20 protein-coding genes and 3 tRNA genes are annotated in these 21,919 nt (G+C 71.2%); 7 read left to right on the top strand and 16 right to left on the bottom strand.

Translation table 11 applies throughout. The annotated features are described in order from the left end of the window. Positions 1 to 50: 50 nt before the first annotated feature. Positions 51 to 836: a peptidylprolyl isomerase gene (locus AX018_RS19370; RefSeq protein WP_111880688.1), complete on the top strand. Its 786-nt coding sequence runs from the start codon at positions 51 to 53 to the stop codon at positions 834 to 836. A 102-nt stretch (positions 837 to 938) separates the two neighbouring features. On the opposite strand, the gene AX018_RS19375 is transcribed toward AX018_RS19370, so the two are convergent. The 3 genes from AX018_RS19375 to infA form a co-directional block, all read right to left on the bottom strand. After that, positions 939 to 1,727 carry an acetyltransferase domain-containing protein gene (locus tag AX018_RS19375; protein ID WP_111880691.1) on the bottom strand — a complete coding sequence of 263 codons (789 nt, stop codon included), beginning with the start codon at positions 1,725 to 1,727 and terminating at the stop codon, positions 939 to 941. 169 nt (positions 1,728 to 1,896) lie between these two features. Further along, positions 1,897 to 1,973: transfer RNA gene (locus AX018_RS19380), tRNA-Pro, on the bottom strand. A 97-nt stretch (positions 1,974 to 2,070) separates the two neighbouring features. Then, positions 2,071 to 2,319, bottom strand: a complete 249-nt coding sequence (gene infA, locus AX018_RS19385; RefSeq protein ID WP_092739728.1) for a translation initiation factor IF-1 — start codon at positions 2,317 to 2,319, stop codon at positions 2,071 to 2,073. 435 nt (positions 2,320 to 2,754) lie between these two features. On the opposite strand from infA, the gene asd reads away from it, so the two are divergent. Then, on the top strand, positions 2,755 to 3,612 hold the full coding sequence (asd, locus tag AX018_RS19390) for an archaetidylserine decarboxylase (RefSeq protein WP_111880693.1): 858 nt from the start codon (positions 2,755 to 2,757) through the stop codon (positions 3,610 to 3,612). A 56-nt stretch (positions 3,613 to 3,668) separates the two neighbouring features. Here asd and AX018_RS19395 read toward each other — a convergent pair whose 3' ends face one another. Further along, positions 3,669 to 3,845 (bottom strand): hypothetical protein, encoded by a 177-nt coding sequence (locus AX018_RS19395; RefSeq protein ID WP_245951710.1) that lies wholly within the window; start codon positions 3,843 to 3,845, stop codon positions 3,669 to 3,671. A gap of 327 nt (positions 3,846 to 4,172) precedes the next feature. Between AX018_RS19395 and AX018_RS19400 the strand changes: the two genes are divergently transcribed. After that, entirely contained in the window at positions 4,173 to 6,125 is a 1,953-nt protein-coding gene (locus AX018_RS19400) for a phosphatase PAP2 family protein (RefSeq protein WP_111880695.1), read from the top strand. Between the two features lie 54 nt (positions 6,126 to 6,179). Here AX018_RS19400 and hutG read toward each other — a convergent pair whose 3' ends face one another. The 10 genes from hutG to AX018_RS19450 all read right to left on the bottom strand — a co-directional run bounded on the left by hutG (position 6,180) and on the right by AX018_RS19450 (position 17,409). Beyond that, positions 6,180 to 7,013: an N-formylglutamate deformylase gene (gene hutG / locus AX018_RS19405; RefSeq protein WP_111880697.1), complete on the bottom strand. Its 834-nt coding sequence runs from the start codon at positions 7,011 to 7,013 to the stop codon at positions 6,180 to 6,182. Between the two features lie 20 nt (positions 7,014 to 7,033). After that, entirely contained in the window at positions 7,034 to 8,455 is a 1,422-nt protein-coding gene (locus AX018_RS19410) for a formimidoylglutamate deiminase (protein WP_111880699.1), read from the bottom strand. Beyond that, entirely contained in the window at positions 8,439 to 9,800 is a 1,362-nt protein-coding gene (gene hutI, locus AX018_RS19415) for an imidazolonepropionase (RefSeq protein ID WP_111880701.1), read from the bottom strand. The genes AX018_RS19410 and hutI overlap by 17 nt, the downstream gene beginning before the upstream one ends. Positions 9,801 to 9,844: 44 nt before the next feature. Further along, positions 9,845 to 10,537, bottom strand: a complete 693-nt coding sequence (locus tag AX018_RS19420; protein ID WP_434803144.1) for a HutD/Ves family protein — start codon at positions 10,535 to 10,537, stop codon at positions 9,845 to 9,847. Then, complete coding sequence (gene hutU, locus AX018_RS19425) at positions 10,534 to 12,276, bottom strand: urocanate hydratase (protein WP_111880703.1); 1,743 nt, start codon at positions 12,274 to 12,276, stop codon at positions 10,534 to 10,536. Before hutU ends, AX018_RS19420 begins: the two co-directional genes overlap by 4 nt. Positions 12,277 to 12,298: 22 nt before the next feature. Further along, the gene (gene hutH / locus AX018_RS19430) at positions 12,299 to 13,867 is read right to left on the bottom strand and encodes a histidine ammonia-lyase (RefSeq protein WP_111880705.1); all 1,569 of its coding nucleotides are present in this window, start codon (positions 13,865 to 13,867) and stop codon (positions 12,299 to 12,301) included. Between the two features lie 115 nt (positions 13,868 to 13,982). Next, on the bottom strand, positions 13,983 to 14,780 hold the full coding sequence (gene hutC, locus AX018_RS19435) for a histidine utilization transcriptional repressor HutC (RefSeq protein WP_111880708.1): 798 nt from the start codon (positions 14,778 to 14,780) through the stop codon (positions 13,983 to 13,985). Between the two features lie 31 nt (positions 14,781 to 14,811). Further along, positions 14,812 to 15,618, bottom strand: coding sequence for an ABC transporter ATP-binding protein (locus tag AX018_RS19440; protein ID WP_111880711.1), 807 nt, complete (start codon positions 15,616 to 15,618; stop codon positions 14,812 to 14,814). Further along, the gene (locus AX018_RS19445; RefSeq protein WP_245951711.1) at positions 15,603 to 16,427 is read right to left on the bottom strand and encodes an ABC transporter permease; all 825 of its coding nucleotides are present in this window, start codon (positions 16,425 to 16,427) and stop codon (positions 15,603 to 15,605) included. Before AX018_RS19445 ends, AX018_RS19440 begins: the two co-directional genes overlap by 16 nt. A 13-nt stretch (positions 16,428 to 16,440) precedes the next feature. Beyond that, on the bottom strand, positions 16,441 to 17,409 hold the full coding sequence (locus AX018_RS19450; RefSeq protein WP_111880716.1) for an ABC transporter substrate-binding protein: 969 nt from the start codon (positions 17,407 to 17,409) through the stop codon (positions 16,441 to 16,443). Between the two features lie 512 nt (positions 17,410 to 17,921). Here AX018_RS19450 and AX018_RS24925 point away from each other — a divergent pair. Next, a complete protein-coding gene (locus AX018_RS24925) occupies positions 17,922 to 18,140 on the top strand; it encodes a hypothetical protein (protein ID WP_146749371.1) in 219 nt (72 codons plus the stop codon). A gap of 33 nt (positions 18,141 to 18,173) precedes the next feature. Here the strand turns inward: AX018_RS24925 and AX018_RS19455 are convergent, their stop codons facing one another. Together AX018_RS19455 and rnr are read right to left on the bottom strand one after the other, a co-directional pair. Beyond that, complete coding sequence (locus tag AX018_RS19455) at positions 18,174 to 18,926, bottom strand: SDR family oxidoreductase (protein ID WP_415842081.1); 753 nt, start codon at positions 18,924 to 18,926, stop codon at positions 18,174 to 18,176. Positions 18,927 to 19,007: 81 nt separating this feature from the next. Continuing rightward, a complete protein-coding gene (gene rnr / locus AX018_RS19460; protein ID WP_111880720.1) occupies positions 19,008 to 21,335 on the bottom strand; it encodes a ribonuclease R in 2,328 nt (775 codons plus the stop codon). A gap of 19 nt (positions 21,336 to 21,354) precedes the next feature. Between rnr and AX018_RS19465 the strand changes: the two genes are divergently transcribed. The 3 genes from AX018_RS19465 to AX018_RS25485 all read left to right on the top strand — a co-directional run. Beyond that, positions 21,355 to 21,439: transfer RNA gene (locus AX018_RS19465), tRNA-Leu, on the top strand. Between the two features lie 184 nt (positions 21,440 to 21,623). Further along, positions 21,624 to 21,708 (top strand) — tRNA-Leu (locus AX018_RS19470). Beyond that, the coding region (locus AX018_RS25485; RefSeq protein WP_211322484.1) for a hypothetical protein at positions 21,679 to 21,919 on the top strand (241 nt) is incomplete at its 3' end. The genes AX018_RS19470 and AX018_RS25485, both read left to right, overlap by 30 nt.

A 21,919-nucleotide genomic window follows, 5' to 3' on the forward strand; every position in this document is an offset into this window, starting at 1 on the left:
TGGCGCGCAGCGCCCCGTCAGCCGGCCCCTTCCTTTTTGTGGATTTCCCAATGAAGAAAAAGCTCTTGTCCGGCCTCGTGGCCGCAGCCGTGCTCGGCTCGGCCGCCCTGCCCGCTTTCGCGCAGAACATCGCCGTCGTCAACGGCAAGGCCGTGCCCAAGGAACGTGCCGACGTCCTCAAGCAACAGGTGGAGCGCTCCGGCCGCCCCGTCACCCCCGAGATCGAGAACCAGATCAAGGAGGAAGTCATTGCCCGGGAAGTCTTCATCCAGGAAGCCCAGAAGCGCGGCCTGGAAGGCTCCGCCGACTACAAGGTCCAGATGGAACTGGCCCGCCAGACCATCCTGATCCGCGAGCTGTTCGCCGACTACCAGAAGAACAACCCCGTCACCGACGCCGAGGTCCAGGCCGAATACGACAAGTTCGTGGCCGCCAACACCGGCAAGGAATACAAGGCCAGCCACATCCTGGTGGAGAAGGAAGACCAGGCCAAGGCGATCATCGCGTCCATCAAGAAGGGCGCCAAGTTCGAAGACATCGCCAAGAAGCAGTCCAAGGACCCCGGCTCCGGCGCACGCGGCGGCGACCTCGACTGGGCCACGCCCAGCAGCTACGTGTCCGAGTTCACCGAAGCGCTCGTGAAGCTCGACAAGGGCAAGATGACGCAGACCCCGGTCAAGACGCAGTTCGGCTGGCACGTCATCCGCCTGGACGACGTGCGCGAAGCCAAGCTGCCCAAGCTGGACGAGGTCAAGCCGCAAGTGGCCCAGCAGCTGCAGCAGCAAAAGCTGGTCAAGTTCCAGGAAGACCTGCGCGCCAAGGCCAAGGTCGAGTGATCCACGGGGCCCTCGGGCCCTTCGATCCCTCCATGAAAAACGCGGCCCCGGGCCGCGTTTTCTTTTTTCCCCTGCCCCGCGGGTCGCCGGGGTCCGGATGCATCAGGCCCCGCCGCGCCACCACACGACGGCCATGAGCGCGCCGATCATCACGGGCTGGTGCAGCATGTAGTAGCTGAGGCTCCAGCGCCCCAGCACCGCGAGCGGCCGCGCCGCCCGGGGCCATGCCCGCCCCGCCAGCCAGCCCGGGCGATGCCGCGCCATCCATTGCCCGGCAGCCAATCCCCACCAGAGCACGCCCAGCCATGGCAGCACGGGCACGTAGTCTTCGGTGAAGGGCTTGCGCGTCACCCACCCCAGCCAGTTCAGCGCACGGCTGTCGAAGAGCGGCGCCCAGTCCGCCAGCGGCCCCGCCAGGGCCCAGGCGCCCACCCAGGGCGCCGCCAGGGCCAGCGCCCCGGCCGGCCACAGCCAGGGACCGGCCCCGGCCGTGCAGCGGGCCACGATCAGCATCACCGCCATGCCGTGCAGCACACCGAAGTGGATGAAGCTGCGCGGGAACATCCAGTACGAGCCCGCCGTGACCAGCAGCGCGCACGCCGCGATCTGGCCCCAGCGGCGGAAGAACCGGCCCCACCCGAGGCCCTGCGACCAGGCCATCGCCTGCCCCAGCCCCGCGCAGAACAGGAACAGGCTCACGATGGCCGTGCGCTGCAGGGTCCAGAAGGGATCGGTGCGGAATTCCTGGGGCCAGAAGCCGAAATGGCTCAGATCGAAGCAGAAGTGGAACACCGTCATCCACACCATGGCCACGCCCCGCAGGGCGTCCACGGCCAGCGCGCGCTCGGAGGACGGGTGGAGGGGCGCGGCGGGAGCGGGGGCGAAAGGCATGGGGATGGGGCCTGATGGCGGGCAATCGGATCGCCCGGCATGGTACGCGAGGCCGCCGCCCATGGCCCTCCCGGCACCGGCCGCAATGGATGCACCGGGCACAGGGCCCGAAAAACACGCGCCCAAACGAAAGGGCTCCAAGGCATGGCCTTGGAGCCCTCGTTATGAATGGTCGGAGCGGCGGGATTCGAACTCGCGACCCTCTGCTCCCAAAGCAGATGCGCTACCAGGCTGCGCTACGCTCCGACAGCTGGCATTCTAACCCGCGCCAGAGCCCCTTCGGGCCGACGCGGCCCTTCATGCCGCATTTATTTGCCGGGACCGGCCGGCTTTCGCGCCAGGATCAGCGCGAGCTCGGGCCGGGGCCTCGGCCAGGCAGATGGCGGAAGGTGATGCGGCCCTTGGACAGGTCGTAGGGGGACATCTCCAGCGACACCTTGTCGCCCGCGAGGATGCGGATGTGGTGCTTGCGCATCTTGCCGCCGGTGTAGGCGATCAGTTGATGCCCGTTGTCCAGGGTGACGCGGAACCGGGAGTCCGGCAGCACTTCCGTCACGGAGCCCTGCATTTCAATGAGTTCTTCTTTAGCCATGGTTCAACTTGAAACTTAAAAATCCAGATCGGTGCGCCAGCGGCTGCGCGGCCCATATCCAGGGGGGCGGAAGGAATGCGCAGGGCTGTCGCGACGAGCGATGCAAAAGCATGCGCTTCGTTACGCAGGGGCCTCGCGGTCGATGCAAGAATGTGCGCCGCAAGGCGAAGCATGGGAGGCGGATGACGCCGCATCTCGAAGCCTCGAAGCGCCGGCCTACGGCGGCACAGCGCAAAACCTGTCGATTGTACCCCGCACAGCCCCGCCGCGGCATTCCGCACGCCTTTCGCACGCGACCCACCGCGGCGCCCATGCCCTGCAGGCCCGCGGCGCAAGGGTTGCCCGCCCCCCGGGAAAGCCACCGGCCCACGATGCCGAACACCCCGCCAAACCCCCACTAGAATGGCCGGCCCTTTCGCCGCAGGAGCCTCCGCCGTGTCAGACCGCCTCGCCGTTCTTCCGCAATACCTGCTGCCCAAGCAGGCCCTCACCGCGCTGGCCGGGCGCCTGGCATCGGCCCGCGCAGGCGGATGGACCACCGCGGCGATCCGCTGGTTCGTGGCCCGCTACCGGGTGGAGATGGGCGAGGCGGCCAACCCGGACATCGCCAGCTACGCGACGTTCAACGATTTCTTCACCCGCCCGCTGCGCCCGGGCGCCCGCCCGCTGGCCGATGCGCCGGCGATCTGCCCGGTGGATGGCGCCATCAGCCAGTTCGGCCCGATCGACCGCGACCAGATCTACCAGGCCAAGGGCCACCACTACTCGACCACGGCCCTGCTGGGCGGCGACGCGGAGCTGGCATCGCGCTTCACCAACGGCAGCTTCGCCACCATCTACCTGAGCCCCCGGGACTACCACCGCATCCACATGCCCTGCGACGGCCGCCTGCGGCGCATGACCTACGTGCCCGGGGCCCTCTTTTCCGTGAATCCGCTGACGGCGCGCGGCGTGCCGGGGCTGTTCGCCCGCAACGAGCGCGTGGTGTGCCTGTTCGATACGCCGCTGGGCGCGATGGCGCTGGTGCTGGTGGGCGCCACCATCGTGGGCAGCATGGCCACCGTGTGGCACGGCACGGTGAACCCGCCACGCACGGCCGAGCCGCGCACGTGGACCTATGGCGGCGACGGCCCGGAGGTCGCCTTGCGCCAGGGCGAGGAGATGGGCCGCTTCATGCTCGGCTCGACGGTGGTGCTGCTGTTCGAGCCGGGCGCCATGCGCTTCACGCAAGCGTGGGCGCCAGAGCGGGCCGTGCGGCTCGGCGAGGCGATGGGACTGCCCCCCGGGGCCTGACGCCACCCGGGCCCGGCCGGGCGCCCGGAGCTCGCGCCCGGAACGTGCTCACGATCTCAGGGCACGCGGAACGTGACGAAGACGGTGGGTTCCAGCCCCAGCCGCTCCGGCGCGACGGGTGCATCGCGCCCCACCAGGAACACGATCATCTCGTGCCGCCGGATGGAGATGTGGCTGACCGTTTCCGTGCGATCGCCGAGGCGCACCTGCGTGCCTGGGCGGAACAGCGGCATGCGAAAGCGCTCCTCCCACCCAGGCGGGCGCGGATGCCATGCCTCCGGCTCGGATGGGGTTGAGATCGGCATGACTTCCATGGCCCCCATGCTAGCGCCGCGCGCGCGGCCCTGCACGCGCCTTGATGCACCTTTCCACGAATGCACCCGGGCATGCACGGCAGTGGGGCGAGGGATTGTCATGCCGGATTCACACGGGCGTCACGCGCAGGTCATGCGCGCTGCCTAGAGTGCGCCGCGGCAGGCCCTCTTGCGGTAACCCGCCTTTTCTTTGGCTGGCCGGCCACCCCTGCCGCCTCCCCTCCACCCCCTTTTCCATTGCGTCCCATGACGATGCCTCTCACCCGCCGCCCCCTGATCCTGGCGCTCGCAGCCGCCTTCGCCCTCACCGCCTGCGGCGGCGGGTCCGACGCGCCCGCCATTCCGGCACCGCCCACGGGCCTCGGCGTGGCCGATTCCGCGCCGGTCGCCAATGAAACGGCGACGCCGCCGTTCGTGGACCAGGCCTTCACGAACCAGCGCGGCGACGCGCGCTACGCGACGCTGGAGACGAACGCGGGCGCGCGCGTGCTCTCGGGCTTCCTGTCGATCTGGCGGCCGAGCACGCTGCTGGTGGACGCGGGCGTGACCGCCCCGGCCTCGGGTGCCTTCCCCGCGATCACGGCCTCCACCTGGACCGGCCTTCCCGGCGACGCCACCGACGGCACCGTGCTCAACGCGCAGGTGCATGCGCGCAACATCCAGTACGTGGTGGACGCCACCACCCGCCGCACGGCCGCGCAGGAGCTGCAGGCCTACCTGGACGACCGGCGCGGCAAGGCCTACAGCGTGAGCGACGGCATGGGCCCGCTCACCAATGCCTGGCGCGCGGCCGCGCAGCAGACGACGACGATCACCGCGATCCCGTCCGACGCGTCCACCGTGCTCTACAACGACGGCGGCAACAACACGGGCGTGGGCGGCAGTGCCAACGCGGGCTTCGGCACCGTGGTGGATTTCGTCGGCGGGATCGGCGAGAACGGCTCCACCGAGCCGGCCAAGCGCTTCTACAAGTACGCCCGCCCCTGGCGCTGGAGCACGGCCGTGCAGGTCGCGCCCTCGCTGATGCCCGCGCGCAGCACCACGCCGGCCACCGACGGCGGCTTCACCAGCGGCCACACGGCCGAGGCCGTGCGCAGCGCCATCGCCATGGCCTACGTGGTGCCCGAGCGCTTCCAGGAACTGGTGGCCCGGGGCCTGGAGCTGGGCGAGAGCCGCATCCTGGCGGGCATGCACTCGCCGATGGACGTGGTGAGCGGCCGCATCCACGGGCAGGCCGTGGCCGCCGCGAGCATCGCCACCGGCGCCAACGCGGCACGCAAGGCCGCCGCCTTCCAGCAGGCCCGCGGCACGCTGATGACGGCCACCGGCGCGAAGACGCCGGCGGAGCTGTGGCAGCTCGCCCATTCGCAGCCCGCCAGCGCCGACCGCTTCGCCGATTACGCGACGAACAAGGCCGAGTACCTGCGGCGCATGACCTTCGGCTTCACTCAGATCGCCGACGCCACGCGCCCGGCCGTGGTGCCCAAGGGCGCCGAGGTGCTGCTGGAGACGCGCCTGCCCTACCTGGACGCGGCGCAGCGCCGCGTGGTGCTGAAGACGACCGCCGTGGCCTCGGGCTACCCGGTGATGGACGATGCCGAGGGCTGGGGCCGCCTGAACCTGTTCGCCGCCGCCGACGGCTACGGCCGCTTCGACGGCGACGTGGCCGTGGCGATGGATGCCGCCCAGGGCGGCTTCAACGCCATGGACACGTGGCGCAACGACATCGCCGGCGCGGGCAAGCTGACCAAGCGCGGCAGCGGCACGCTGGCGCTGGCGGGCAGCAACAGCTTCACGGGCGGCATCGAGGTGGCGGCCGGCACGCTGCAGGCGGGCAGCGGCAGCGCGCTCGGCCGTGGCGCCGTGTACGTGGGCGGCGGCACGCTGCGCACCAATGCCGCGACGGACGTGGTGGTGAACGGCACCTACACCCAGCGCCCCGGCAGCACGCTGTCGCTGCGCCTGGTCTCGGCCACCGGCGCCGCCGGCACGCTGACGGTGAACGGCACGGCCGCGCTGGCCGGCACGCTGGAGGTGTCGTTCGCGCAGGGCGCGGGCCCGGCCGTGGGATCGACCCTCACGGTGCTGCGCCATGGCGGCCTGAACGGCGTGTTCGATGCGGTGTCGGTGCCCGGCTACCGCGTCACGCCGATCTATCTCCAGAACGCAGTGCAACTGCGCATCGACTCGGCGTCCTGATCCCGCACCCGGCCGCCGCCCTGCGCCAGCGGGCGGCCGGCCCGGGGCGCCGGTTCAGGAGCCGTAGGGGACGCTGCGCGCCTGCGCGAAGGCCAGCGCGGCCTCCAGCAGGCGCCGCAGGTGCGGCTGCACACCGGCGGCGACCTCCGGCAGGTAGTCGAAGGGCAGCGCCTCCTGCATGTAGCTGCACTGGGTCATTTCGAGCTGCACCGCGTGCACGTTGCGGGCCGGCTCGCCGTAGTGCCGCGTGATGTATCCCCCCTTGAAGCGGCCGTTGAGCACGGTGCCATAGCCCGGCGCCGCCATGCCGATGGCCAGCAGTTCGCGCGCCAGCAGCGGGTCGCAGCTTGCGCCGTCGGCGGTGCCCAGGTTCAGGTCCGGCAGTCGGCCCGGGAAGAAGCGCGGCAGCACCGAGCGGATGGAGTGCGCGTCCCACAGCACGGCCACGCCGTGCACGGCGCGGATGCGCTCCAGCTCGGTGCGCAGCCGGGCATGGTAGGGCTCCCAGTAGCGCTGGCGGCGCTCGTCGATTTCCGCGGGGCCGGGGACCTGCGCCGCATCGGCATAGAGCGGCGTGTCGTCGAAGGTGTCGGTCGGGCACAGGCCCGTCACGCTCTGCCCCGGATAGAGGCTGCTGCCGTCGGGCGGCCGGTTCAGGTCCACCACGTAGCGCGAATGCGTGGCCGCGATCAGCGAGGCCCCCAGGCCCCGCGCGAAGTCGTAGAGGCGCTCCAGGTGCCAGTCGGTGTCGGGCACCTGCCGGGCCTCGGCGGTGAGCCGCGCGGCGATGTCCGGCGGCACGTGGGTGCCCACGTGCGGCATGGAGATGAGCAGCGGCGTGGAGCCCGCCTGGAAGGTGAAGGGCGGCGGCGCGAGATCGTCGGTCATGAGAGAGTCCTCGGGCGGGTTCAGGGATGCAGCAGGCGGGCGCGCACGGCGGCGAAGGCGGCGGCGCTCTCGCCGTGCAGCGCATGGCGGCCCGCCGCGACACGCTGCACGCCCCCCGCCCACACGCCGTGCAGCGCCGAGGTGCGATGGCTGCCGAACACGTGCGCGGCGAGCTGGCTGTCGGCGGGAAGGCCGCTCAGCGCGATGTGCTCCGCATCCAGCGCCACCAGATCGGCGGACTGCCCCACGGCGATGCCGGCCGGCGCGCCGGGCGACGCCAGCCGGCCGCAGGCCTGCGCCCCGCCCTGCACGGCCTGCAGCAGCATGGCGGTGGCGACCTGGGCATGCGCATCCGTCGCCAGCACGTTGCGGCGGCGCAGCGCCAGGCGCTGGCCGTATTCGAGCAGCATCAACTCCTCGGCCGCGTTCACGCAGGCGTGGCTGTCGGAGCCCACGCCCCAGCGCCCGCCCGCCGCGCGCCAGCGGGGCATATCGAAGAGGCCGTCGCCCAGGTTGGCCTCGGTGGTGGGGCACAGGCCCGCGACGGCGCCGGAGCGCGCGGCGCGCTCCGCCTCGGCCGGGGCCATGTGCGTGGCGTGCACGAGGCACCAGCGCGCATCCACGGGCGCGTGGTCGAGCAGCCACTCCACCGGCCGCTGGCCGCTCCAGGCGAGGCAGTCGTCCACCTCCTGCGTCTGCTCGGCGATGTGGATGTGCACGGGCGCGCCGGGCGCGATGGCGTCCAGCCCCGCCAGCACGGCGCGCAGGCTGCCCTCCGGCACGGCGCGCAACGAATGCGGGGCCAGGCCCAAAATGTCTCCATGTCGGCGTGTTTCCTGCGCGAGGCGCTCCAATAACGATAGCATGCTGTCGGTGCTGCGCAGGAACCGGCGCTGTCCCTCGCGCGGCGGCTGCGCCCCGAAGCCGCCGCTCTGGTAGAGCACCGGCAGCAGCGTGATGCCGATGCCCGCGCGGCGCGCGGCACGCAGCAGCGCGAGCGACATCTCGGCGTCGTCGGCATAGGGCCGGCCGTCCTCGGCATGGTGCAGGTAGTGGAACTCGCACACGGCCGTGTAGCCGGCCTCCAGCATCTCCACGTAGAGCCAGGTGGCGACGGCCTCCAGCGCCTCGGGCGAGAGGCGCGCGGCGAAGCGGTACATCAGGTCGCGCCAGCTCCAGAACGAGTCGTCGCTGGCGGCCCGGTATTCCGTGAGGCCCGCGAAGGCGCGCTGGAAGGCGTGCGAGTGCAGGTTGGGCAGGCCGGGCAGCACGGGCCCGGGGGCGCGCGGCACGCCGGCCGGGGGCGCGCTGCCGGGCAGCACGGCGGCGAGGCGGCCGGCGGCGTCCCAGCGCAGCAGCACGTCCGCCGCCCAGCCCGTGGGCAGCAGCGCCTGCGCGGCGAAGAGCGCGCCGCCGCCGGTGTCGTCAGAGGTTTCTGTCATGGAAGGAATCCGGAGTGGAATGCAGTGCAGCGGCAGGTACAGCGGCGGATGCGGCCAGCGGGCGCGCCACGCGGCCCTGGCGCACGATGGCGCGCGGCGGCTGGTGGCCGAACCAGTAGGCCAGCTCCGCCGCGTCCTCGAAGGGCCAGAGCACGAAGTTGGCGGGCCGGCCGGCCGCGATCAGGCCGTGCGTGGCCTGCAGGCCCAGCGCCCGCGCCGCGTGCGTGGTGATGCCTGCCAGCGCCTCGGGCACGGTGAGCCGGAACAGCGTGCAGGCCATGTTGGCCATGAGCCGCAGCGAGAGCGCCGGCGAGGTGCCGGGGTTGTGGTCGGTGGCCACGGCCATGGGCACGCCCGCGTCGCGCAGGCCCTGGATGGGCGGCAGGTGCGTGTCGCGCAGCGTGTAGTAGGCGCCGGGCAGCAGCACGGCCACGGTGCCGGCCGCGCGCATGGCGGCGATGCCGTCCGGCGAGAGGTGCTCGATGTGGTCGCACGAGAGCGCGCCGTAGCCCGCGGCGAGCCGCGCGCCGCCCATGTCCGAGAGCTGCTCGGCATGCAGCTTGACCGGCAGGCCCAGGGCCCGCGCGGCCTGGAAGACCTGCTCGGTTTCGGCCAGCGTGAAGGCGATGCGCTCGCAGAACACGTCCACCGCGTCCACCAGCCCCTCGGCGGCCAGCGCGGGCAGCATCTCGCGGCACACGAGGTCGATGTAGTCCTGGCTGCGGCCCGCGTACTCGGGCGGCAGCGCGTGCGCGCCCAGGAAGGTGGTGCGCACGGTGACGCCGCAGGCCTCGCCCAGCTGGCGCGCCACGCGCAGCTGCTTGCGCTCGTGCTCCAGCGCCAGGCCGTAGCCCGACTTGATCTCGACGGCGCACACGCCCTCCTCCAGCAGCGCCGCGAGGCGCGGCAGGGCCTGGGCGAAGAGCGTGCCTTCGTCGGCCGCGCGCGTGGCGCGCACCGACGAGACGATGCCGCCGCCCGCGCGCGCCACCTCCTCGTAGCTCGCGCCGGCCAGGCGCAGGGCGAATTCGTGGGCGCGGTGGCCGCCATAGACGAGGTGGGTGTGGCAATCGACCAGCCCGGGCGTGGCCAGCGCGCCGCCACCATCGTGGCGCGGCAGCGCGGCGTGGGCAGCGTAGACGGCAGGCAGGGCCTCCTGCGGGCCCACCCAGCGGATGGCGCCCTGCTCCACCACGATGGCGGCCGGCACCCCCTCGGCCACGGGCACGTCGGCGCCGTACAGGCCCGGCGCCAGCCGCAGGCCGTGCCAGATGCCGTCGGCGCCCGGGGCGCCATGGAAACCGGTGCCGCCGGACGGCGGCGCGGCGGGCGTGTCATGGTGCATCAGCGCTTCTCCTCCCTCTCGAAATCCCGGCCATGGCGTTTCGCTCATGGCGCTATTGAATTGATAGCTGACTTTGTAGCAAATTCGGCGACATGGTGGCCCTCCGGATCGCCATCGGCCTCCCCGGCCGGCTCCAGGGCCACCCAGGCCAGCGCCGGCGCGGCGCCCCCCGGCCCGGGCTCCGCCACGGGCTGCAGCGTGCCAGCGCCGGCGCTCCCCGTCCACCAAAGCCCCTGTCCGGGCGCCAGGGCATCGCCGCCCAGCCGCCACGAGCCCGCCAGCACCATGGCCAGCCCGGCCGGCGCCGCGTCCAGCTGCTGCGGGCCCGGCTCCACCCGCAGCGCGCCGCGCCAGCGGCCGCGCCGCAGCATGAGGTTGAAATCCGTCACCGGCCCGCCCAGCAGCGAGCAATCGGGCGCCCACTCGCCCGCGAAGGCGAAGGGCTGCCAGGGCTGGCCGAGCGCATGGTCCAGCCCCTGGCCCGGCGCCCGCAGCCGCAGGCCCTCGCCCTCCAGCACCATGATGTGCCGGTCGATGCCCTCGAAGGCCGAGAACGGCCCCGCCGACGCGACCGAGGCCACGCTCACGCGCCACTCGAAGGCATCCAGCCCCGCGCCGGGCGGCCAGCAGGCCAGCTCGCGCGTGTGGCCGCCGCCGTTCTTCCACGGCATGGGCGCCACCTGGGCGAGGTCGAACCGCCGCACCCCGGCGGCGCCATCGATGCCCTCCCGCGTCATGGCAGCATGGGCAGGTTCAGCCCCTGGCGGCGCGCGCAGGCGGCGGCGGATTCGTAGCCCGCGTCGGCGTGGCGCATGACGCCCGTGGCCGGGTCGTTCCAGAGCACGCGCGAGAGCCGCCGCGCGGCGGCGTCGGTGCCGTCGGCCACGATCACCACTCCGCTGTGCTGGCTGTAGCCCATGCCCACGCCGCCGCCGTGGTGCAGGCTCACCCAGGTGGCGCCGCTGGCGGTGTTGAGCAGCGCGTTGAGCAGCGGCCAGTCGGAGACGGCATCGGAGCCGTCCTTCATGCCCTCGGTCTCGCGGTTGGGGCTGGCGACGGAGCCGGTGTCGAGGTGGTCGCGGCCGATGACGATGGGCGCCTTCAGCTCGCCGCTCTTCACCATCTCGTTGAAGGCCAGGGCCGCCTTGTGGCGCTCGCCCAGGCCCAGCCAGCAGATGCGCGCGGGCAGGCCCTGGAAGGCGATGCGCTCGCGCGCCATGTCCAGCCAGCGGTGGGTGTGGGTGTTCTCGGGGAAAAGCTCCTTGATCTTCGCGTCGGTCCGGTAGATGTCCTCCGGGTCGCCCGAGAGCGCCACCCAGCGGAACGGGCCCTTGCCCTCGCAGAACAGCGGCCGGATGTAGGCCGGCACGAAGCCGGGGAAGTCGAAGGCGTTGCGCACGCCCTCGTCGAGCGCCACCTGGCGGATGTTGTTGCCGTAGTCCACGGTGGGCACGCCCTGGGCCTGGAAGTCGAGCATGGCACGCACGTGCGCGGCGCAGCCGGCGGCGGCGGCGGCCTTCAGCGCGGCGTGCTCGGCCGGGTCCTGCTGCGCGGTCTTCCAGCGCTCCACCGTCCAGCCCGGCGGCAGGTAGCCGTGGATGAGGTCGTGGGCCGAGGTCTGGTCGGTCACGATGTCGGGGCGCGGCCCCCCGGCCCGCGCGCGCCGGGCCAGCTCGGGCAGCACCTCGGCCGCGTTGCCCAGCAGGGCGATGGAGACGGCCTCCTTGCGCGCGGTGTGGTGCGCGATGCGCGCCAGCGCGTCGTCGATGTCCCGGGCCTGCTGGTCCACGTAGCGCGTACGCAGGCGAAAGTCGATGCTGCTCTGCTGGCACTCGATGGTGAGCGAGCAGGCGCCGGCCAGCGTGGCCGCGAGCGGCTGCGCGCCGCCCATGCCGCCCAGGCCCGCCGTGAGGATCCAGCGGCCCGCGAGGTCGTTGCCGTAGTGCTGGCGACCGGCCTCCACGAAGGTCTCGAACGTGCCCTGCACGATGCCCTGGCTGCCGATGTAGATCCAGCTGCCGGCCGTCATCTGGCCGTACATGAAGAGGCCCTTGCGATCCAGCTCGTGGAAGTGCTCCCAGTGCGCCCACTTCGGCACGAGGTTGGAATTGGCGAGCAGCACGCGCGGCGCGTCCTCGTGGGTCCTGAACACGCCCACGGGCTTGCCCGACTGGATCAGCAGCGACTCGTCGGCCTCCAGCGTCTTCAGCGCCTCCAGGATGGCGTCGAACGAGGCCCAGTCGCGCGCGGCGCGGCCGATGCCGCCATAGACCACGAGGTCCTGCGGGCGCTCGGCCACCTCGGGGTCGAGGTTGTTCTGGAGCATGCGGTAGGCGGCCTCGGCCAGCCAGTTCTTGCAGGCGATCTGGCTGCCGCGCGGCGCGCGCACCACACGCGAGGGATCGTGGCGCGGGTCGGCGGCCGGCGGGCGGGAGGATGAAGAGGACGTGGCGAGGATGGCGTCGTTGGCGTTCATGGCAAGGCTCCGGGGGGCGGGGTCAATCGGCGTGGCTGGGGGCATGGCTGGGCAGGCAGGCGGCGAGCGGCGCGGGCCACGCCGTCTCCAGCGCCCAGAGGCGCATGGCCTCGATGTCGGGGGCGAGGTAGCGGTCTTCCTCCAGGAACGGCACGCGCGCGCGGATGGCGGCGAACTGCGCCTCCACCAGCGGCGACGACCGCAGGCCGCGGTCGAACTCCATGCCCTGCGCGGCGGCCATGGCCTCGATGCCCGCGATCACCGCCGTGTTGCGCACCATGCCGGCGAGACGCCGCGCGCCATAGGTGGCCATGGAGACGTGGTCCTCCTGGTTGGCCGAGGTGGGCAGGCTGGTCACGCTGCTCGGGTGGGCCAGGCACTGGTTCTCGGCGGCCAGGGCGGCGGCCGTCACCTGGGCGATCATGAAGCCGGAATTGACGCCGCCGTCGCGCACGAGGAAGGCCGGCAGGCCCGAGAGTCCGGTATCCAGCAGCAGCGCGAGGCGCCGCTCGGAGATCGCGCCGATCTCCGCCACGGCGAGCGCGATGATGTCCGCCGCGAAGGCCACGGGCTCGGCGTGGAAGTTGCCGCCCGAGATGACCTCGCCCGTGTCCGCGAAGATCAGCGGGTTGTCCGACGCCGCGTTCGCCTCGATGGCCAGCACCCGCGCGGCATGGCGCAGGTTGTCCAGGCACGCGCCCATCACCTGCGGCACGCAGCGGATGGAATACGGGTCCTGCACGCGGCCGCAATGCGGGTGCGAAGGGTCGATCTCGCTGCCCTCCAGCAGCGCGCGCACGGCCGCGGCCACGGCGATCTGCCCGGGCTGGCCGCGCGCCTCGTGGATGCGCGCGTCGAAGGGCTTCACCGAGCCCTTGATGGCCTCCAGCGACAGCGCCCCGGCCATGAGGCCGGCCGCGAACACGCTCTCGGCACCGAACAGCCCCGCCAGCGCCAGCGCCGTGGACACCTGCGTGCCGTTGAGCAGCGCCAGCCCCTCCTTGGGGCCGAGCACGAACGGCGCGAGGCCGACCACGGCCAGGGCCTCGCGCCCCGGCACCACGCGGCCGCCCACGCGCGCCTGCCCCTCCCCGATCAGCACGCAGGCCAGGTGCGCGAGCGGCGCGAGATCGCCCGAGGCGCCCACCGACCCCTGCGACGGGATCACCGGCAGCACGTCGGCATTGGCCAGGGCGAGCAGCGCATCGACCAGCGCGGGCCGCACGCCCGAATGGCCGCGCGCCAGGCTCACCGCCTTGGTCGCCAGCACCAGCCGCACCACCGCGTCGGGCAGCGGATCGCCCGTGCCCACGCTGTGCGAGAGCACCAAGTTGCGCTGCAGATCGGCCAGCCGCGCGTGCGGGATCTTCGTGCTGGCGAGCTTGCCGAAGCCGGTGTTGATGCCGTAGACCACCTGGTCTTCCTCCACGATGCGCCGCACCGCGGCCTCGGAGGCCTGCAGGCCCGCGCGCGCGGCGGGATCGAGAGCCAGCTGCACGCCGCCGGCGGCGATGCGGCGCAGCGCCCCCAGCGCCACCCCGCCGGGGTGCAGCACGAGGGGGGCGGAAGGCGTGTCGGCGGGAGGGGTCATGGTGTGTTTTCCTATTCCTGTATATACAAGCTGCGGCGAAGATAAACCGATCGGCGGTTTTATTCAAGATGGGCATCCCGGTGATGGGTCGCGCGGGCCCGCCGTCCGGGCCCGTTCAGCCCACCACGGCGTTGCCGTCGGCGCTGAAACGGCTGCCCAGCCGGTAGCGCGACGCGGGATGCAGGCAGCGCACCAGGGTCACCGGCACGCCCCGGCTCCAGGTGCGGCGCGTGAGCAGCAGGCACGGCTGGCTCGGGTCCATCTCCAGCGCCTGCGCCTGCGCGGCCGTGGGCAGCACGGCATCGACCACGTGCTCCACCTGGTCGAACGGCACGTTGCGCACGAGGTACTCGGAGGGCTGCAGGCGCGTGAAATCCTGGCGCCCAAAGGCCGGCACCACGCGCGGGTTCACGTAGCGGTCTTCGAGCTGCACGGGCACGCCGTCCTCGCGGTGCACGCAGACGGCATGGAACACCGATTCGCCCGTGCGCAGGTCCAGCGCCGCGGCGATCTCCACCGTGGCCGAGGCGCGCTCCACCGCCAGCACGTCGCAGAGGTAGTCGTGCCCGCGCTGGCGGATCTCGCTGGCGAGGTTGGCGATCTGCAGCAGCGTGGACTGGGGCTTGTCCTCCGCCACGAAGCTGCCCACCCCCGCCACGCGCACGATGCGGCCCTGCCCGGCCAGCTCGCGCAGCGCGCGGTTGGCGGTCATGCGCGAGACGCCGAACTGCGCGACCAGCGCGCTCTCGGAGGGCAGCCGGTCGCCCGCGCGCCAGGAGCCGTCCTGGATCTTGCGCGCGATGAAGTCCTTGACCTGCTGGTAGAGCGCAAGCGAGGCATCGGCCGCGGCGGCGGGGGTCGCCTTGCGGCGGGCGGGGGACGGGGATCGGGGTCGGGAGGCTCGGGCGCTCATGGGAGGGGCATTCTCGCGGATCGCGCGGCGCTCAATGCGGCCCGGCGGCCATGGATTCGGTGCGGATCTCTTCCGTGAGCCGGGCCTTGAGGTCCATGAACGCGGGCGTGGTCTTCACCGTGTAGTGCCGGGGGTGCGGCAGGTCCACCGCCAGCTCGGTCTTGATGCGGCCGGGCCGGGCGCTGAACACCGCCACGCGGTTGGCCATGAAGATGGCCTCGTCGATGTCGTGGGTGACGAAGAGCACCGTCTTGCGCTCGGCCTCCCAGATGCCCAGCAGCAGCTCCTGCATGAGCACGCGGGTCTGGTTGTCCAGCGCGCCGAAGGGCTCGTCCATCAGCAGAATCCTCGGGTCGTTGGCCAGCGCGCGGGCGATGGCGGTGCGCTGCTGCATGCCGCCCGAGAGCTGCTTGGGATAGTGGTTCTCGAAGCCGCGCAGCCCCACCCGGGCGATGAAATGGCCGCAGCGCTCTTTCTGGAGCGCCTCGGGCATGCCGCGCTCGCGCAGGCCGAAGCGGATGTTCTGCGCCACGGTGAGCCAGGGAAACAGCGTGTAGCTCTGGAACACCATGCCCCGGTCCGCGCCCGGGCCCTCCACCGGGCGGCCGTCCAGCGCCACCTCGCCCGTGCTCGGAAAATCCAGGCCGGCCACGATGCGCAGCAGCGTGGACTTGCCGCAGCCCGAGGGGCCGAGGATGGTGACGAAATCGTTCTCTCGCACCTCGAAATCCACGGGCAGCAGCGCCTGCGTGGCCTGCCCGCGCGCGCCCGCGAAGGCGCGCGACACGCCCCGGATGGAGAGCAGCCCGTGCGCCGGGGCCGTCACAGGGCGCTCCATGCGAAGAGGCGGCGGTTCACCGCCTTGAAGAGCAGGTCCGACACCAGCCCGATGGCGCCGATCACGATGATGCCGAAGAGGATCTGCCCGGTGTTGAGCAGCGCCTGGCTGTCCGTGATCATGTGGCCGATGCCGGAGGACGAGCCGATCAGCTCGGCCACGATCACATACGTCCAGGCCCAGCCCAGCACGAGGCGCAGCGTCTCGGCGATGCCCGGCGCGGCGCCGGGGATCAGCACGCGCAGCACGATGCCCCGGCTGCCCGCGCCCAGCGTCCAGGCCGCCTCCACCAGATCGCGGCGCGCGCCGCCCACGGTCACCGCCACCATCAGCGTGATCTGGAAGACCGAACCGATGAAGATCACCAGCAGCTTCTGCGCCTCGCCGATGCCCGCCCAGAGGATCAGCAGCGGGATGAAGGCCGAGGCCGGCAGGTAGCGGCAGAAGGACACGAAAGGCTCGAAGAACGCCTCCACCGGCTTCCATGCGCCCATGCAGATGCCCAGCGGCACGGCCACGGCGGCGGCCAGCACGAAGCCGCCCACCACGCGCCACACGGTCATGCCAATGTCCTTGTGGAAGCCGTATTCGGTGAACAGCAGCCAGCCCTCGTGCAGCATGGTGAGCGGGCTGGCGAGGAAGGTGGGCGACACGAAGCCGCCCAGGGTGAACGCGGCCCACACGCCCACGAACAGCGCGAAGAAGCCCACGCCCAGCGCGATGCGCGCGCCCGGCGCGACGGGTTCGAGCGGAGCGAACCCGCGGGCGCGCCGCCGGCGCGGCAAGGGCGCCACCGCCGCCGTGGCCATGGCCGGCGAGGACTCAGCGGATGAAGCCGGCATCGTAGGTGGCGTCCAGATTCGCGGGTGCCTTGCGGATGACCCCGGCCTCCATCAGGATCGGCACGGCCTCCTTCATGAACTGCTGCAGCTCGCCCGCGAAGAACTTCTGGTTCGCGGCCTTGTCCTGCCAGCGCAGGAACGCGGCCGACCGGGCGAACTGCTCGCCCGTCTGCTTGACGGCGGCGCCCATGATCTCGTTCGATCGGGCGGGGTCGGACTGGATGAGCGCGAGCGCATCGAAATAGGCATCGGCGAGCGACTGCGCGGCCTTCGGGTTCGCCTTGAGCCACGCGGGATCGCAGCCCACCGTGTCCATCACCATGGGGTAATCGATGGTGGTGGCGAGGATCTTGCCGGCCTGCGGATTCGCCCGCACGGTGGAGAGGTACGGCTCATAGGTCATGGCCGCATCGTTCTGGCCCGCCACGAAGGCCTGGGCCGCGGGCTGCGGCTCCAGCGACACCGTCTTCACGTCCTTGAGCGTCATGCCGTTCTTCGACAGCATCCAGGCGAGGCCGAAATACGGCGCCGTGCCCGGCGCGCTCACGCCGATGGTCTTGCCCTTGAGGTCGGCGAAGCCCTTCACGTCGTTGCGCACGGCCAGCCCGTCGGCCCCGTGCGACTTGTCCATCTGGAAGATCTGCACGATGGGCACGCCATTGGCGTTCCAGGCCACGTGCGTCTCCACCGTGGTCGCCGCGCACTGGATGGCCTTGGAGGCCAGCGCCAGGTGGCGGTCCTTCTGCGGGATCATCCTCAGCTCGACCTCCAGGCCGTGCTTCTTGAAGAGGCCCGCCTTGTCGGCCAGCGTGAGCGGCGCGAAGCCCGTCCAGCCCGACATGCCGAGCACGACCTTCGCCTCCTGGGCCCGGGCCCCGGCGGCCAGCCCCGCCACGCATGCCGCCACCGCCGCGATCCGCAACCCCGTTCCCCACACCGATCGGCCCATCGTCTGCTCCTTGGTTTCCAGAAGAGAAAGCGAGGCCGCGCCCCTGGGGCGCCGCACCTGCCAGCGTATTCCCGGCACGCCGATTCTCATGCACCGCCGCACCTGTCTATACAGTACAAACGCGCAGAGGGACGGCCTTCGGCATGCCGATGCCCAAACCGAATGCAAAAAAGAGGCCAGCGGTGGGAGCGTCCGCGCACGGCCTTTTCGGGCCGGGGGATTCCATGGTGTCTATACAGGTAGAAGCGCCCTGGAAACGCTTGGGCAATCCCCGGCAGGCGCCAGGCGCCACCGGCACAGCGGTCCGGCCAGGGCGCGCCAGCCGCACCAAGGCGGGGCCCCGCAACGGTGCCATCCCGGGCCCATGCCGGGCCCGGGCGACCGCCGGGCATGCATGCCGGCAAGGCCGTCCAGCCTTGTCCTACAGGCCCCGCGCCTCCCACCGGGGAATACTGCGTCCACCCCGGCAGTCAGGCCGGCCACGCCGCATTCAAGCCCAAGGAGAGTCCGACATGACCCGAAAATCATGGCCCTTCCTGTCGTCGTACCAGGAGCACCCCGGCGCCGGAGCATCCGGCGCACCGGCGTTCACGCCCTCATCGGGTTCCACGCCGTCTTCGGCCCGGGAACCGGCCGCGAAACCCGCGCGTGCCGCCCACCTAGCGCTGGCGAGCGTGCAGGGCCGGCTTCCCCTCCAGCCCGCCCGTCCCGCATCCCGCTGCACGCCCTGAGCGCGTGCCCGGCGCCGCATCCGGCCTGCGGCGTCAGCCCCGCCCCACGAACGGCATCTTGGTCGCCATGACCGTGTGGAACAGCACGTTCGCCTCCAGGGGCAGGTCCGCCATGTACACCACCGACCGGGCCACGATGCCCACATCCATCAGCGGCTCCGCTGCGATCTGGCCGTTGGCCTGCTGCACGCCCTGGGTCATGCGCTGCGCGAGCTCGGTCCCGGCGTTGCCCACGTCGATCTGCCCCACGGCGATGTCGTGCCGGCGGCCGTCGAGCGCCGCCGTCTTGGTCAGGCCCATGACCGCATGCTTGGTCGCCGTGTAGGCGATGGAATGTGGCCTCGGCGCATGCGCCGAGATCGAGCCGTTGTTGATGATGCGCCCCCCGCGCGGGTCCTGCGCCTTCATCACCCGGAACGCCTGCTGCAGGCAGAAGAACATGCCGTTCAGGTTGATGTCCACCACGCGCTTCCACTCCTCGATCGGCAACTCGTCGATCGGCACGGCGGGAGCGCCCACGCCCGCGTTGTTGAACAGCAGGTCCACGCGCCCGAAGCGCTCCACGGCCCGGTCGAACAGATCGCGCACGGCCTGCGGATCGGACACGTCCGTCGGCGCGACCAGCACGCGCCCAGGCACCCCGGATTCGTCCGCCACGGCCTGCAGCCACGGCGCGCGCCGGCCCGCCAGGACCACGGACCATCCGGCTTCCAGCAGCGCCAGGGCCGAGGCCTTGCCGATGCCCGAGCCCGCGCCGGTCACGACCGCGATGCGCGGTGAATTCATGTGTGCCATCGATGCAATGTCTCCATGGGTGCGGCAGACGGCCCGCAACCACGGGCCGCCCTGCCGCGAAGGCGGGTTCTTTCAGCGCCGGGATTTGCCGCCGCGCTTGGCCCCCGCGCCAGCGCGCCGGCCGGAGCCCTTGGCGGTGGCCTTGCGGGTGGGCGCGGCCGGCGGCTCCTGGCCGCCATGGGCCCGCGGGTCGGCTTTGCGCCCGCCTTTGCCGCGGGCCTTGGGCTCCGCCACGGCAGGCACCATGGACCCGGCCGCCGCATCACCCCCCTCGCGCGCGGATTTGCCACGCGCGGGCCGGGCGGGAACGGGCACCTCATCGCCCTCGCGCACCAGGCGGAAGTCGATGCGCCGGCCATCCAGGTCCACCCGGCTGACCTGCACCCTCACCCGGGTGCCGATGGCATAGCGGATGCCCGTGCGCTCGCCGCGCAACTCCTGGCGGGCCTCGTCGAACTTGAAGTACTCGCCCCCCAGCTCCGTGATGTGCACGAGGCCCTCGACGTACATGGCATCCAGCGTCACGAAGATGCCGAAGCTGGTCGCGGCGCTGACCACGCCGCTGAATTCCTCGCCGAGGTGCTCGCGCATGTACTTGCACTTGAGCCATGCCTCCACATCGCGGCTGGCCTCATCGGCACGGCGCTCGTTGGCGCTGCAGTGCAGGCCTGCGGCCTCCCAGGCCTGGGTCTCGCGCGCGGCGGCGGCCGACACCGGCTTGCGGGGCTGCTGCGTGGGGGCCGGCACGCGCGCGGCCAGCCGCTTGGCCAGCTTGGCATGGGCCTCGCCCGGCGTGGGCAGCGCGGGCAGCCGGTACTTGGTCTTGCCCAGAATCGACTTGATGACGCGGTGCACCAGCAGATCGGGGTAGCGGCGGATCGGGCTCGTGAAATGCGTATAGGCCTCGAACGCCAGGCCGAAATGGCCGCTGTTGATCGGCGTGTAGATGGCCTGCTGCATCGAGCGCAGCAGCATGGTGTGGATCTGTTGGGCGTCGGGGCGCTCCTTCGTGGCCTCCGCGATGGCCTGGAAATCGCCGGGCTTGGGGTCATCGCCGATCGTGGCGCCCACGCCCATGGCCTTCAGGTAGTTGCGCAAGATCTCCTGCTTCTCCGGCGTGGGCCCCTCGTGCACGCGGTAGAGCCCCGGCTGCCCGCCCTGCGCGATGAAATCGGCGCTGCACACGTTGGCCGCCAGCATCGCCTCCTCGATGAGCCGGTGGGCCTCGTTGCGTGTGCGCGGCACGATCTTCTCGATGCGGCCGTTGTCGTCGCAGACGATCTGGGTCTCGGTGGTCTCGAAATCCACCGCGCCGCGCTTGTGCCGGGCCGCCAGCAGCGCGCGGTACACGTCGTGCAGGTTGAGCAGATCCTGCACCCGCGCGCGGCGCCGGGTGGCCTCGGGCCCCCGGGTGTTGGCCAGGATCGCCGCCACCTCGGTGTACGTGAAGCGCGCGTGGCTGAACATCACGGCCGGATAGAACTGGTACGCATGCACCTCGCCCGCCGCGTTCACCAGCATGTCGCACACCATGCACAGGCGCTCGACCTCCGGGTTCAGCGAGCACAGCCCGTTGGAGAGCTTCTCGGGCAGCATCGGGATGACGCGCCGCGGAAAGTACACGCTGGTCGCCCGGTCGTAGGCATCGACGTCGATGGGGCTGCCCGTCTCCACGTAGTGGCTCACGTCGGCGATCGCCACCAGCAGGCGCCAGCCCTTGCCGCGCCCGACCTTCGCAGGCTCGCAATAGACGGCATCGTCGAAATCGCGGGCGTCCTCGCCGTCGATCGTGACCAGGGGAACGTCGGTGAGATCGACGCGGTTCCGTTTGTCCTGGGCGCGCACCTTGTCGGGCAGCGCCTTGGCCTGCGCCAGCGCCGGTGCCGAGAACTCGTGCGGCACGCCGTACTTGCGCACGGCGATCTCGATCTCCATGCCGGGGTCGTCCACCTCGCCCAGCACTTCCTTCACGCGCCCCACGGGCTGCCCGAACAGGGCCGGAGGCTCGGTCAACTCGACCACCACCACCTGGCCGGGCTTGGCCGAGCCGGTGGCGCCCTTCGGTATCAGCACGTCCTGGCCGTAGCGCTTGTCTTCCGGCGCGACGAGCCAGACACCGCTTTCCTGCAGGAGCCGCCCGATGATCGGGTGCGCGGGGCGCTCGGTGATCTCCACGATGCGCCCCTCGGGCCGCCCGCGCCGGTCGTGGCGGACGATGCGCACGCGCACGCGGTCCTTGTGCAACACGGCCCGCATCTCGTTGGGCGGGATATAGATGTCCACATCACCGTCGTCGCGCGACACGAAGCCATGCCCGTCGCGATGTCCCTGCACGCTGCCGTCGATCTCGTCTTCGATGTGCGCAGCAGGCGCGCCGGATTTTGTTTTTTTGATATACAATCTAAGTCTTTCCTGAAATGCCCAGGTGGCGGAATTGGTAGACGCACTAGTTTCAGGTACTAGCGAGTAACATCGTGGAGGTTCGAGTCCTCTCCTGGGCACCAAGTTTAACGAGAACCAGACAGGTTTTCGGACAATCAAGCCGCTTCTGACGAAGCGGCTTTTTTTTGCCCGCGCCAACGGTCAATCGACGGACTGAAATCCGCTGCCCAAACCCTCTTCATGATTTTTTGAAGAATTGGCCAGAAGCCCCCTGAAACCATTCTATAATTCGAGGATTCCTGAGATGCCCAGGTGGCGGAATTGGTAGACGCACTAGTTTCAGGTACTAGCGAGTAACATCGTGGAGGTTCGAGTCCTCTCCTGGGCACCAAACATTAAAAGCCGCTGCGCAATCAGCGGCTTTTTTATTGCCCGAAGCAGGCCCCATTCCAAAGGGCCGATTACCACCCTTCCCAAGCAAAAAAAGCACAAAGCCGCCCTCGAGGCCAATGCCAGTCAGTTAAGCCCTGACCGGCAGCCTTTGAGGCCGCTTGAAACAAAAAAGGAGCGCATTTCGCGCTCCTTCTTGCAGGGTTGGCTGG

It is taken from the genome of Paracidovorax anthurii (assembly GCF_003269065.1).
Lineage (GTDB): Bacteria > Pseudomonadota > Gammaproteobacteria > Burkholderiales > Burkholderiaceae_C > Paracidovorax > Paracidovorax anthurii.

Excerpts from the sequence above, each read along its gene's own strand:
- AX018_RS24925 (WP_146749371.1), top strand. The coding sequence starts at position 17,922 with ATGACCCGAAAATCATGGCCCTTCCTGTCGTCGTACCAGGAGCACCCC.
- hutG (WP_111880697.1), bottom strand. The coding sequence starts at position 7,013 with ATGACCGACGATCTCGCGCCGCCGCCCTTCACCTTCCAGGCGGGCTCC.
- AX018_RS19440 (WP_111880711.1), bottom strand. The coding sequence starts at position 15,618 with ATGGAGCGCCCTGTGACGGCCCCGGCGCACGGGCTGCTCTCCATCCGG.
- AX018_RS19420 (WP_434803144.1), bottom strand. The coding sequence starts at position 10,537 with ATGACGCGGGAGGGCATCGATGGCGCCGCCGGGGTGCGGCGGTTCGAC.
- AX018_RS19395 (WP_245951710.1), bottom strand. The coding sequence starts at position 3,845 with ATGCCGCTGTTCCGCCCAGGCACGCAGGTGCGCCTCGGCGATCGCACG.
- infA (WP_092739728.1), bottom strand. The coding sequence starts at position 2,319 with ATGGCTAAAGAAGAACTCATTGAAATGCAGGGCTCCGTGACGGAAGTG.
- AX018_RS19400 (WP_111880695.1), top strand. The coding sequence starts at position 4,173 with ATGACGATGCCTCTCACCCGCCGCCCCCTGATCCTGGCGCTCGCAGCC.
- hutI (WP_111880701.1), bottom strand. The coding sequence starts at position 9,800 with ATGCACCATGACACGCCCGCCGCGCCGCCGTCCGGCGGCACCGGTTTC.
- hutU (WP_111880703.1), bottom strand. The coding sequence starts at position 12,276 with ATGAACGCCAACGACGCCATCCTCGCCACGTCCTCTTCATCCTCCCGC.
- AX018_RS19445 (WP_245951711.1), bottom strand. The coding sequence starts at position 16,427 with ATGGCCACGGCGGCGGTGGCGCCCTTGCCGCGCCGGCGGCGCGCCCGC.
- AX018_RS19370 (WP_111880688.1), top strand. The coding sequence starts at position 51 with ATGAAGAAAAAGCTCTTGTCCGGCCTCGTGGCCGCAGCCGTGCTCGGC.
- AX018_RS19450 (WP_111880716.1), bottom strand. The coding sequence starts at position 17,409 with ATGGGCCGATCGGTGTGGGGAACGGGGTTGCGGATCGCGGCGGTGGCG.
- AX018_RS19455 (WP_415842081.1), bottom strand. The coding sequence starts at position 18,926 with ATGAATTCACCGCGCATCGCGGTCGTGACCGGCGCGGGCTCGGGCATC.
- AX018_RS19375 (WP_111880691.1), bottom strand. The coding sequence starts at position 1,727 with ATGCCTTTCGCCCCCGCTCCCGCCGCGCCCCTCCACCCGTCCTCCGAG.
- hutH (WP_111880705.1), bottom strand. The coding sequence starts at position 13,867 with ATGACCCCTCCCGCCGACACGCCTTCCGCCCCCCTCGTGCTGCACCCC.
- AX018_RS19410 (WP_111880699.1), bottom strand. The coding sequence starts at position 8,455 with ATGACAGAAACCTCTGACGACACCGGCGGCGGCGCGCTCTTCGCCGCG.
- hutC (WP_111880708.1), bottom strand. The coding sequence starts at position 14,780 with ATGAGCGCCCGAGCCTCCCGACCCCGATCCCCGTCCCCCGCCCGCCGC.